Here is a 12,048-nt window from a genome sequence, read left to right as displayed (position 1 = left end):
GTATTAGCCTGCATTGCAATTTTTGGTACAATTTTACCTAATGCATTAGATCCAAATGAAACATTAGCAGGTAAAATTTCAATTGCAGTTTTTGGCATAGTTGGTACTTGTTTATTATTTTCTATTACTTATTTTATTATAAAAACAGCTATTTTAAGAGGTGGGAAATAAGATGGTACAAAATTTAGAGTTAGAATTTTAATTCATATACATAAAAAAGGAGAATTTCTATGAAATTACTACGTTTATTTATGATTTTCACTCTTGTTGTATTGTTAAGCGCATGCAATACAGCAACACAAGTCACAAAGGTTCAAAAAAATGGCGAAACGACTTTGAAAATTGGTTCGTTGCAAGGGTATTACGATGTGCAAACGATTAAAGCTGAAAAAGGAAATGTGGAAATTCCTTATGAAGCAGCCGTTGAAGAAGGTACGATTTTATTGCAAGTTACAAAAGGTGATAAGGTTATTTATGAAGAAGAAGTCACTTCTCAACAAGAAGGTCTGCTTTCTTTTGAAGCGCCAAAATCCGGGTCATATGATTTAATTGTACGAGTGAAGGGTGAAAAAGAGAAAGCAAAAGAAATTCAAATACATACTAATCTATGAAAAAATGGCAAGTGGAGTGCACCCGCTTGCCGTTTCTATTTTCGGTTGATTCTATCACAACATATGTTTATCAATTTAAGAAATGCTTCGCTGAGTCCTGCTGTTTATTCCGCCGAAATTCCTGATGAAGTTAAAATAAGAGATGAACAAAAGAATGTGTTACAAACTTGGCATGTTAGAAACGAAATTGATAACTCTCTTTGACATGATAAAAAGACTGGGTTTGATGCATTTGTATTTGAAAGAGATATAGATGGTAAAGGGGGCATAAGGTGATAATCTTTTTAGAGAAGATGTCCCAGACCATACTACTGATATTGATTATATATGGGGGTAAATAAGTTGAAAAATATTGAGGTTCTAAATAAATACATTGAAGGGTTTTCTAATACTCTCCCTACGTGGTTAAAGTATCTAATCGAGGCAGAGGAGATACATCAAAACTATGAGAATGTACAAGTACTTGGTGAATTAAAAACAGATGCGGTGTTGTACTATGTACACCGTACGCTGCAAGTGTTAGATGGATTGTCTTTAGATGAAGAAGCGTATCGCATTATTGAAAAAGTACTAACGTATAGTGAGCTTGCAAAGGTAGGCTCTTTAAAACAGCGAGAGAAATGGAAGAAGAACGGAATCAATCTATTGGTACATAACGAGGGTTCTGCTGATATCTTTAGTGATATTAAGTTTATCGAACATATAGAGACAAACTTAAACTCTACTGAGTATTTGTTTGTTCGAGATTTAATTAGAACACATGGATTAATCGGGCAGTATATCCGCGGAGAGGCTCGTTTGAACTCTCATATTGATTTAATTGACACATATAAAGAAGAATACGGAGACGTTAGGTTAAAGGAGATTCTATACTATCTTAATCAATGTATTATTGAAGGTGTATCAAAATCTTTGTGGAGCGAAGTAAAGAACGATGTGAAGATTACAATTGATGGGCTATTTGATGGTTATGTGGAGCCATTTACTTCTCGTGTACATAGACTCACGCCAAAACATAAGGAGTCAGTATTTGAAAAAGATATAATTATGGGGAGCGAGAAGAGAGACGTTCAAACATTTTTATCTGATAAGGATTTGTGGTATGTAGAACCGTCTATGCATGCCCTTAGCTTCGAGGATATTTGGACAGTTTTTGTTATGTTAAAGAACGAGATAGGCACTAGAAAGGTTCAGCATATCCATTTCGAGAAATTGATGCAGCAGTTGCACTATGATTTCAAAGGCGAGAAGAAGGACAACGTGTATCGTAAGCGGGTTATTGAGAAGTATCTACGGGAGTACCGTGAGAACGAGAAGCCGAATACAACACATGTTTCTTTTGAGGTTAAAGTCGATGAAGATATGAAGACTGCGTATGTGTCGTTTCAGTTTTCTGCTGTAGGTGAAGCGTTAATCATCTTCTGTGTAGAGGCAGAAAAGATAGATATGATGCATGCTCGGGCAAATGTACTGCTCTTTGATTTCTTCGGGTTACGAAAGGATGCATATGATAGATTCCATAACGAAGAAGTGTATTTGGAGCATATGAATAGTTCGGCTGATGATAAACGAATTATTCTTGATTATATAAAGGGAGATACGATTGTAGATGTCGGATCCGGTGGTGGTGTTATGCTAGACATGATTGAAGAAGAGACCGAGGATAAACGAATCTACGGTATCGATATTTCSGAAAAYGTGATTGAWACGTTGAAAAAGAAGAARCAGGMCGARRGTCGTTCTTGGGACGTCATTAAAGGGGATGCWATCAACTTAGGTAGCTCGTTTGATAAAGAATCGGTTGATACGATTGTGTATTCTTCTATCCTTCATGAGCTGTTCTCTTATATTGAGTATGAAGGTAAGAAATTCAATCATGAAGTAATTAAAAAGGGGTTACAGAGTGCTTACGAGGTGATAAAGCCAGGAGGTCGTATTATCATTCGTGATGGCATCATGACTGAAGATAAAATGTTAATGCGTGTGATTCATTTTAAAGATGCAGGTGGAATGAAGTTCTTAGAGCAGTATGTCCGTGAATTTAAGGGGCGTATAATCCAGTATGAAATACTTGCAGACAATACAGTCAAAATGCCTGTTAACGATGCGATGGAGTTCTTATATACGTATACATGGGGTGAGGATTCCTTCGTTCACGAGGTGCAAGAGCAGTTTGGAATCTTTACGCCAAACGACTATAAGGATTTCGTAAAGGGTATCTTTGGAGATAAAGTAAACATCGTTCAAGCTATGAACTATTTACAGGATGGATATACACAACATCTTAGCGAGAAAATCGATTTTAAAGATGAGTCTGGGAATGCGGTTGTGCTACCGGATAGTACGTTCTTTATGGTTTTAGAAAAGAGGTAATGATATTGAAAACTTATAAAAAGTTTAGTTTGTGGGTTTCGATATGTTTGTGGAGGATCTCGTTCTAAAGCATATGYAATGACGGGAGATTACATGGAAAGCGAACCTTTCTGTGTATACATTCCAAAAGCATTGCGAAAACAGAAAAAGAACGTAAAAAAGGGACATGAGTAAGAATATGCTCATGCCCTTTGTTTAGATTATATAATTTATTGTACTTCGCATCAGTCGTATGATGATCTAAGAAATGAAAAACGCTCGGTTTCCCATCTTTCGTTAAAAATCCACTATCTTGATTCATTATGCTGAAACGAGTTTTTACGTATAATTTCTATTAAACTCATTTTAATAAAGAATAATAATTCGTATCATATGGAATATCATCTTGATACATATAATTTTTTAGAACACCTTCTTTTTCAAACCCTAATTTTAATAGCACTTTATTTGAAGCCTCATTTTCAAGAAAGACAATTGCTCCGATACGTTTTAAATGAAGTGTGTGGAAACCGTATGATATAACTTCAGAAACCGCTTCAGTCGCATATCCATTTCCCCAGTGTTCAGGSAAAAAGGCATAACTTATATTTGCTCGTTTATGTTCGGAAGACCAATCATGAAAACCAATTGTTCCAATGAGMCCTTTCTTGTCTTTTAATTCGATTCCCCATTTAATGCCGYTTCTTGCGTTGTACCCCAATTTAAAATTAGTAAGGATTTGTTTTACTTGATCCAAATTTTGCAATGGTTTTTGGCCATAATGGCGCAGGACATCAGTATTAGAAAAGCATTGTAGTATACTCGGTGCATCTTCGTCGGTAAGTTCTCGTAAAATGAGTCGGTTGGTTTTTAATATAGGAAACATGCTTTCACTCCATTTCTTCTGAAACTAGAATGTGTTGTTATTATATAATCTAATCTGAAAATAAAGATTATTCAAGAGGGAAGTATGGTTTTGATTTGTGATAAAATTGATTGTGGAATATATTTCAAAAAGAGGTTTAGATATGGAGAAAAACTCAATTTTAATTGTAGATGATGATCGAGATATTGTTCGATTTGTGAACGCAAATTTAATGCAAGAAGGTTTTAAAGTTTTTAGTGCTCATAACGGAGAAAAGGCTTTAGAAATAATAAATAATAACAGTATTCAACTTGCTATTCTGGATATTATGATGCCGCAAATGGATGGGATAGAATTGTGTAGAAGGATTAGAGAGAAACATAGTTTACCAATTATGTTTTTAAGCGCGAAATCATCGGACGTAGATAAAGTAATTGGATTTAGTACTGGGGCAGATGATTATATTGTGAAACCGTTCAGTACAATTGAATTTATAGCAAGAGTGAAAGCTCAATTAAGAAGGTATACATACTTCAATCAAAATGCTGTTCAAGTAATAGAAAAGAAAATAAACATTAGAGGTTTAGAAATAGATGAAGTGTCGAGAACAGTGATGTTATATGGAGAAACAATCAATCTTACGAAAACTGAATATGATATTTTGTACTTAATGGCCGCTGCAATGAATCGTGTGTTTACTATTGAAGAAATATATGAAAGCGTTTGGAAAGAAAGAGCCTATGAAAGTAATAATACAGTAATGGTTCATATTGCAAGATTAAGAAATAAAATTGAAGAGAATCCAAAAGAGCCGAAGTTTATTCAAAATGTTTGGGGAGTCGGATATAAAATTGAAGATTAAATCATTACAAGGCATGAGAGCTAAGTTTTTTATCGCATTCATATGTAGCATTTTGTTAGCAACTGTAAGTATAATAGCGTTTCAAATTGTAATTGGAAATATATATAGTCATGTTACTGCGTTAGAGGAAAAATATTCATTTTTATATTTAATAGTTTTTTTAATTTTTACTACAATATACTTTGCATTCATGACAAAAACAATGATGAAAAGATTATCTGAAATTAACAAGAGTCTGAAGGAAATAAGTAATGGTAATTTTGAAATACATATACTTATTTCAAAAAATGACGAGATTGGTGAATTAGCAGCGAATGTTAATAGAATGGCCAAAAGTTTAAAAGAGTCTATAGAGAATGAAAAAAAATCGCAAGAAATGAAAAATGAAATGATTAGTAATATTTCTCATGACTTACGAACACCTGTAACATCCCTAATAGGTTACGCGGACCTGTTAGGAAATCAGCTTCATTCAAATAGAGAAGAATGTGAACAGTATGTAAGTATATTAAAGCGAAAAAGTTATGAATTGAAAAATCAAGTAGATGGTTTATTAGAATATTGTCAAATAAATTATAGAGAGATCGAATTACATAAAAGTGTAATAAATATGAAAGCGTTCATTGAACAAATCATGATTGATTTTGTACCACAACTAGATGATGCTGATATGAGCTTTTGTATTAAAGGTGATAAGGTGTTACATGTGGAAATGGATGTAGCGGTTATGGTGAGGCTATTCGAAAATGTAATTAGTAATAGTATTATGTACGGGAAAGACGGAAAGGAGCTTTTAATTCAAGTTTCTAAAAGAGATATGAATGTTGAAATAGAAATTAAAAATTTTGGACAATGCATTCCGAATGAGAACCTTCCTTACGTTTTTGAAAAGTTTTATCGTGGTGAAAAATCACGTAGCTCTCATACGGGTGGAAAAGGAATGGGGCTTGCAATTGCGAGAAGTATAGCGGAACTTCATAAAGGAGATATCACTGTACGTAGTAACGATAAAGAAACGGTTTTCACTATCGTTTTACCGCAGTATAAAGAAATGTAAGAAAGTCGTAAGTATTTCTTTCATATGTCGTAATTTTTACTTCGTATCATGGGGAACAAAGATAGGAGAGTAGGGATACAACATGTGGAAGAGAYTTTTATTAGCGATTATAGTTGCTTTTTTAATTATAAGTTGGAGTTTAGTTTATTTAGGTAATGGCGTTACATCAGTCTTTGTGTGGTGGATTATACAGGCTTTTAGTGTAATTTCAGTTTTTCTCTTAATAGGCTCAGCAGTAATGTTTGTTTGGGAAGGCATTTTTAGAAAGCGGATAGATGGAATGCTACTATTAATAGTTCTGTTTTCTACCATTGGAGCTTGGCCCGTGGGATGGTTCGCTAACATTGGGAGAATTGCATACCCAGTAGATGTACAGTCTATGAGTCCTAAAGTAGTCGTTCGTTTTCCTTTGAATGAACGAGCATTGATAGGTTGGGGCGGCGATAAATTAGAAACGAACTATCACGTTATAAAACCAAATGAACGATGGGCATACGATATTCTCATTCCACCTGCTGAAGTGAAAAGTAGTAAGTTAGAGGATTATGGAATATATGGAGCGAAAGTAATGGCACCAGCTTCTGGGACAGTTGTATCAATTAAAAATGATGAAATAGATTTAGTTCCGGGATCGGATGATTTTCAATCGATGGCGGGAAATCATATTTATTTACGACTTGATGAAACAGGTACATTTTTGTTTCTTGCCCATTTAAAGAAAGGATCAATTAAAGTGAGGGAAGGCGAACATGTAAATGAAGGAGAATTTCTTGCCCAAGTCGGTAACTCAGGAAGTTCAAGTGAACCACATTTACATATCCATCATCAAAGGCAGGATCCATCCAAGGTGAGTATGTTTTTCACGGAAGGCTTGCCACTTTATTTTCGAACTGAAAAAGGTGCGATAATGCCGGAAAGAGGGACATACATAAGTGGTAAGTAGAAGGAAATCATTTCATACAAAAAGGGTATTCCAAATCAAATTTGGAATACCCTTTTTTATTAACCTATAAATGTTTGATACAGTAAGAAAATATTTAAAACGATAATAAGTGCAGCGATTAACCACGCGATAAATGTTGTAATGCGATGGTTGACGAGTGCGCCCATAATCTTCTTATTACTTGTAAACATAATAAGTGGTACTAATGCAAAGGCAATACCGAAAGATAAGACAACTTGACTCATAACGAGAGCGTAAGTTGGATTTACACCTAAAGCGATAATAACGAGAGGCGGAATCATTGTTATAAATCGGCGTAAGTATAACGGAATATGCATTCGAATGAATCCTTGCATAATAATATCACCAGACATCGTACCAACAGAAGAACTAGATAAACCTGCTGATAAAAGTCCAATYCCAAATAATGCAGCMGATACAGGACCGACTAAATTACTGAACTGGTTAAAAGCAACATCAAGGTCTTCAACGTGCAAGCCGTTTTTAAAGAATAGTGCAGCTGCTACAATTAACATACTTGCATTAATTGCTCCAGCGATAACCATTGCAATAATAATATCGATGAATTCGAAGCGGAAAATCTTTTTCTTTTGTTCATCATTTGTTCCGACTACACGGCGCTGCGTTAAGGCCGAATGTAAATATATCGCGTGCGGCATTACTGTCGCACCTAAAATTCCAGCTGCTAAAAGGATGCTATCTACACCTTGGAATTTTGGAGTGAAAAGTCCTGAGAGTAGAGGGCTTAATTCCGGTTTTGCGTAAAAGACTTGGATACCAAAAGCGATAACAACGATAAAAATCATACCTGTTATGATAGCTTCTAATGGACGAAAGCCTCTGCGTTGAAATTCAAGAATAATAAATGATCCAACTGCTGTAATTAAAGCAGCTGGTAACATCGGAATTCCAAATAGTAAGTATAAGCCAAGTGCTGCCCCGATAAATTCAGCTAAATCTGTAGCCATAATAACGAGTTCCCCTTGTATCCATAAACCGATGGAAACTGGTTTGGGGAAGTTTTCGCGAGCTACTTCAGGAAGATTTCTCCCAGTAGCGATTCCTAATTTAGCTGATAAAGTCTGAATTAATACAGCCATTAAATTAGAAGCGAGTATTACCCAAAGCAATAAATACCCATATTGTGATCCAGCTGCGATATTTGTAGCGAAGTTCCCAGGATCAATATAAGCAACTGATGCGATAAAAGCAGGTCCTAAGAATGGTAACAGTCTTTTAAAGCCTTTTGTTTGTCCACTTAACGCTAAATGGGCTGATTGAACTGTTGTACTTTGAGAAGGGACTTGTTCATCTTTTGTTATATCTTTATTCATAGTAGTATTCCCCTTTGAAATCTTAACTTGATTAAAGTTTCACTTTATTCTTACTCGTTATTTCAATACGTTTAGATATATGATGTGGCAATTTCATTTGAACATAAAAGTTTCCTTAATGCAAATTATATGACTGTGTGCAATGAATGGTGTGACGATGCAAAAATATTTTGGGAGTTTATGGTTGMTGAATAAGGGAGAAGATAATAAATTATAGGGYTGTTTTTGAAWTTTATGTGAACATACAGCCTATATTACAGCATATTAATTGATGGAAATGAAATTGTATGATATATAATATATTGGGATTACAACCTAACCGTAGTGTTTTGTTCTGTAATCTTGTTTTTATTTCTGTTAACTTATAGAAAAAATTGTAAATAGAAGAAAATAGGCTACGTATAATTTTGTATATATTTTCTTATTATATATGTTTTGATATGAACGTTAACTTATACATGATTTTAAAATTTAGATAGGTGGTAGAAATACATTGGCAACTACAAAACCATATAGAGTATTACTGTATTACATGTACACAACAATTGAAAATCCAGAAGAATTTGCTGAACAGCATTTAGAATTTTGTAAATCACTTGAGTTAAAAGGAAGAATTCTTGTAGCGACAGAAGGAATTAACGGAACTTGTTCTGGAACTGTTGAACAAACAGAAAAATACGTGGAAGCGATGAATAATGATCCACGTTTTGCTGGAATCGTATTTAAAATTGATGAGGCAGATGAACATGCATTCAAGAAAATGCACGTACGTCCTCGTTCAGAGTTAGTTACACTTCGTCTAGAAGACGACATTAACCCGAAAGAAATTACTGGGAAGTATTTAGAACCAAAAGATTTTTATGAGGCAATGAAACAAGAAGATACAGTTATCATTGATGCACGAAATGATTATGAATTTGATTTAGGACACTTCAAAGGTGCGATTAAACCAGATATTGAATCATTCCGTGAATTACCAGATTGGATTAGAGAAAATAAAGAAACACTTGAGGGTAAAAAGATTTTAACGTACTGTACAGGTGGAATTCGTTGTGAGAAATTCTCAGGTTGGTTAGTTCGTGAAGGTTATGAAGATGTAAGCCAGCTTCATGGCGGAATTGTAACGTACGGAAAAGATCCAGAAGTACAAGGTGAACTTTGGGATGGTCAATGTTACGTATTTGATGAGCGTATCGCTGTACCAGTAAACCAAAAAGAGCACGTTATCGTTGGTAAAGATCATTTTACAGGTGAACCTTGTGAGCGCTATGTAAACTGTGCAAACCCTGAATGTAACAAGAAAATTTTATGTTCTGAAGAAAGTGAAGCAAAACATTTACGTGCATGTTCTCATGAATGTCGTGTACACCCACGTAACCGTTACATCGTGCAACACGAATTAACAGAAGAGCAAGTAGCTGCTACATTAGAAAAAATCGAAGCAGGTAAGTAAGCAAAATTAGCTTAATAAAAAAACAGATGGTAGCATCGTGCTGCCATCTGTTTTTTATTTACTTCTTATCTTTTTTCTCTTTAACAGCAGATAATACAGTTTGTTTTACCCATGCTTTTCTTCTTTTATGCTGTATAGCCCATTGGTATAAACCTTGTGCACCTAAAATGAGGGAAATGACTATACCGCTAATCGCTATTAATAGAGCGAAAAATTCAAAAGGCGATGATATTATCTTGTTCAATATTTAATTCAGCATAGGCGTTTGCCATCTTTAATAAAACAACTTTATGAAATAAATTTAATAATAAAGCGTAATAAAACTCCCCGTACATTTGGCTAGCAAGTTTAGCTATTTTATTATCATCTTCGTTCGTAATACATGTGAAAATATGTTCTTCCATAATAAAGTAACGGTTAGGAGCCCATCTTTGATAAGAATGTTTTGTTAAATAATCGTGAATATAAGGAACATTATTTGCACTAATATATGGCTTACCATCATCTGATAATCCGGAAAGACTGGAAGCTCGATATACATCGATTATATGAAGGTCTGACTCTTTGTTTATGGATAATAGAGTTTGTACATACATTCGCTGGTCTTCAAAGAAAGGGAATGTTTGAAAGTAAGAACTCCGCAATCTCTTGTTCTCAAAGAAGTCTGTTAAACCATGAAATAAATCACCGAATATAAGTTTTTCTACTTGTGAATATTTTTTTCCATCACATTCAATACAAATAGTCTCAGTCGTATCACTTTTAGTTTCAAGTACACGGAAGCGAGCCGCGAATTCAATCGCTTCTGATAATGTCATGTTAGGAGCGGTTTTTATTTCTGTCCGAATTGTTAAGAACCCAAGYTCATAARGACAAAGTGTTACATCAATAGAATGTATCTTGAATGGAACGGAAATAAGGTTAGTTGTTAAATGTCCATTTAAATTAAGGTCTTTAGAATAGCGCTGTAATCCTTTTTGATGTTCTGAATGAGGAAAGAGAATTTTATTTGTAAAGGAAAGATAGTATGCTTCCATATTTTGATGTGAAACTTGAAATTTCCCGTAATATGTATTTTCATCTTCAAGATGATCGAGTCGAAAAGGTCGAAAATCATTTTTTTGTAAGAAAGGGAACATATTTTGTTCATATCCASTTTTRAACGAAAAYGGGAAWATAAATTGAAAWATAGCTGTTGWTACATMTTTTTCYTCGATTGTTTGTATTGCCTCCATTTACATTGTTTCCTTTCCGTATAAGCTATAGAAACAACATGCCCAATTTTTCTTGAAAATAACCTCTCTTGTTCATTAGATTRAGAATGAAAATTCAGCTTATTTAACAAGGGACATGTATAATGTTATGTATACTAAAATTAGTATAATTGTGTTAGAAAAAGGGGGATGTTGTATGCGTATTTTAGTATTAGGAGCTGGGGGCGTTGRCGGATTTTTCGGTGGCCGATTAGTAGAAAAGGGAGAAGATGTTACATTTCTCGTTCGCAGCAAAAGAAAACAGCAATTAGAAGAAAAAGGCCTCGTTATTCGTAGTGTTAATGGAGATTTTTCATTTCAACCGAAATTGGTAACGAAAGAAGATAGAACGACTCCATTTGATGTGATTTTATTTTCAACAAAAGCGTATCATTTACACGAGGCGACCAGAGATTTAAAGCCGTTTGTAGGTAAAAATACTGTAATAATCCCATTGTTAAATGGTATCGCTCATTTATCACTATTACAAAAGGAATTCGGTGAAGAGAAAGTAATTGGCGGTCTATGCTTTATCGAGACGACATTAAACGATCAGGGAGAAATTGTACAAACGAGTGCTRCCAACAGACTTGTATTTGGAGAAATTAAGTCTCAAGATTCAGAGAGAATCAATCATATTTCCAAAGCATTTGCAGGTACGAAATCTAGTTTTGTTTTAAGTGAAAATATTACGCAAGATATGTGGCATAAATATTTATTTATTACTGTAATGTCAGGTGTGACAACATTAATGCGTGCACCAATAGGACCGATTCGCGAAAGCGAAGGTGGACGCGATTTTATCCAAAACTTATTTGAAGAATCTGTGCAAATCATGAGGGCATTAGGAGCTCCGGTAAAGGAAAACATTGTTGAGGAACATATGAAAACAATTGATAAAATTTCGTATGATATGAAGTCATCGATGCAGCGTGATATGGAAAAAGGTTCGTCCATTGAAGCGAAGCACTTACAAGGATATTTACTGGATTTAGCAGAGCAATTTTCTAAAGAAGCACCATTATTAGGAGCAGTATATCAAAATTTAAAAGTGTATGAAGAAATGGTCTTTAACAAATCGGCAATAGAATTGGATGTATGAAAAAATAAAAAAGAAAGCAATATATAAATATATTGCTTTCTTTTTTATTTTTTATGACAAATTATTTATTTCTTTTAACTCTTTCTGTCAAGTTTATTTCTTGTTCGCGTTTCCCATACAACTGATTAATTTCATTTGCTACTGCATCTAAATATGAATCGGAAAAAAGTGGCTTCTTTTCTTTAGACATACGGG

Annotated in this window: 9 protein-coding genes and 2 pseudogenes; 8 read left to right on the top strand and 3 right to left on the bottom strand. The window is 34.3% G+C overall.

Annotated elements, in window-relative coordinates:
* The first annotated feature begins 230 nt into the window (after positions 1–230).
* The 3 genes and pseudogenes from AC1DJR_RS08970 to AC1DJR_RS08960 form a co-directional block, all read left to right on the top strand.
* On the top strand, positions 231–611 hold the full coding sequence (locus tag AC1DJR_RS08970; protein WP_002189199.1) for a BA_1872 family lipoprotein: 381 nt from the start codon (positions 231–233) through the stop codon (positions 609–611).
* 327 nt (positions 612–938) lie between these two features.
* Complete coding sequence (locus AC1DJR_RS08965) at positions 939–2,984, top strand: class I SAM-dependent methyltransferase (protein WP_477002424.1); 2,046 nt, start codon at positions 939–941, stop codon at positions 2,982–2,984.
* A 27-nt stretch (positions 2,985–3,011) separates the two neighbouring features.
* Positions 3,012–3,158, top strand: a pseudogene (locus tag AC1DJR_RS08960) (radical SAM/SPASM domain-containing protein); the annotation flags it as partial.
* A 166-nt stretch (positions 3,159–3,324) separates the two neighbouring features.
* Here AC1DJR_RS08960 and AC1DJR_RS08955 read toward each other — a convergent pair.
* The gene (locus AC1DJR_RS08955) at positions 3,325–3,849 is read right to left on the bottom strand and encodes a GNAT family N-acetyltransferase (RefSeq protein ID WP_477002423.1); all 525 of its coding nucleotides are present in this window, start codon (positions 3,847–3,849) and stop codon (positions 3,325–3,327) included.
* Positions 3,850–3,991: 142 nt separating this feature from the next.
* On the opposite strand from AC1DJR_RS08955, the gene AC1DJR_RS08950 reads away from it, so the two are divergent.
* From AC1DJR_RS08950 to AC1DJR_RS08940, 3 genes are all read left to right on the top strand, one after another.
* On the top strand, positions 3,992–4,690 hold the full coding sequence (locus AC1DJR_RS08950; RefSeq protein WP_429686774.1) for a response regulator transcription factor: 699 nt from the start codon (positions 3,992–3,994) through the stop codon (positions 4,688–4,690).
* Complete coding sequence (locus AC1DJR_RS08945) at positions 4,680–5,747, top strand: sensor histidine kinase (protein WP_016103140.1); 1,068 nt, start codon at positions 4,680–4,682, stop codon at positions 5,745–5,747. Before AC1DJR_RS08950 ends, AC1DJR_RS08945 begins: the two co-directional genes overlap by 11 nt.
* An 82-nt stretch (positions 5,748–5,829) precedes the next feature.
* Positions 5,830–6,690: a M23 family metallopeptidase gene (locus tag AC1DJR_RS08940; RefSeq protein ID WP_477002422.1), complete on the top strand. Its 861-nt coding sequence runs from the start codon at positions 5,830–5,832 to the stop codon at positions 6,688–6,690.
* Positions 6,691–6,749: 59 nt separating this feature from the next.
* Here AC1DJR_RS08940 and AC1DJR_RS08935 read toward each other — a convergent pair whose 3' ends face one another.
* Positions 6,750–8,045, bottom strand: a complete 1,296-nt coding sequence (locus AC1DJR_RS08935; protein WP_289403683.1) for an Nramp family divalent metal transporter — start codon at positions 8,043–8,045, stop codon at positions 6,750–6,752.
* 493 nt (positions 8,046–8,538) lie between these two features.
* On the opposite strand from AC1DJR_RS08935, the gene trhO reads away from it, so the two are divergent.
* Positions 8,539–9,498 (top strand): oxygen-dependent tRNA uridine(34) hydroxylase TrhO, encoded by a 960-nt coding sequence (gene trhO / locus AC1DJR_RS08930; protein ID WP_002086277.1) that lies wholly within the window; start codon positions 8,539–8,541, stop codon positions 9,496–9,498.
* A gap of 58 nt (positions 9,499–9,556) precedes the next feature.
* Here the strand turns inward: trhO and AC1DJR_RS08925 are convergent.
* A pseudogene (locus AC1DJR_RS08925) lies at positions 9,557–10,733 on the bottom strand (hypothetical protein).
* A 175-nt stretch (positions 10,734–10,908) separates the two neighbouring features.
* On the opposite strand from AC1DJR_RS08925, the gene panE reads away from it, so the two are divergent.
* Positions 10,909–11,853: a 2-dehydropantoate 2-reductase gene (gene panE, locus AC1DJR_RS08920; protein WP_477002421.1), complete on the top strand. Its 945-nt coding sequence runs from the start codon at positions 10,909–10,911 to the stop codon at positions 11,851–11,853.
* The last annotated feature ends 195 nt before the right edge of the window (positions 11,854–12,048 follow it).

The sequence above is a fragment of the Bacillus sp. 05T31 genome, assembly GCF_056396725.1.
Note: the sequence above shows the minus strand (reverse complement) of the source record. Positions and strands in the feature narration are given on the sequence as shown.

Excerpts from the sequence above, each read along its gene's own strand:
- AC1DJR_RS08970 (WP_002189199.1), top strand. The coding sequence starts at position 231 with ATGAAATTACTACGTTTATTTATGATTTTCACTCTTGTTGTATTGTTA.
- AC1DJR_RS08950 (WP_429686774.1), top strand. The coding sequence starts at position 3,992 with ATGGAGAAAAACTCAATTTTAATTGTAGATGATGATCGAGATATTGTT.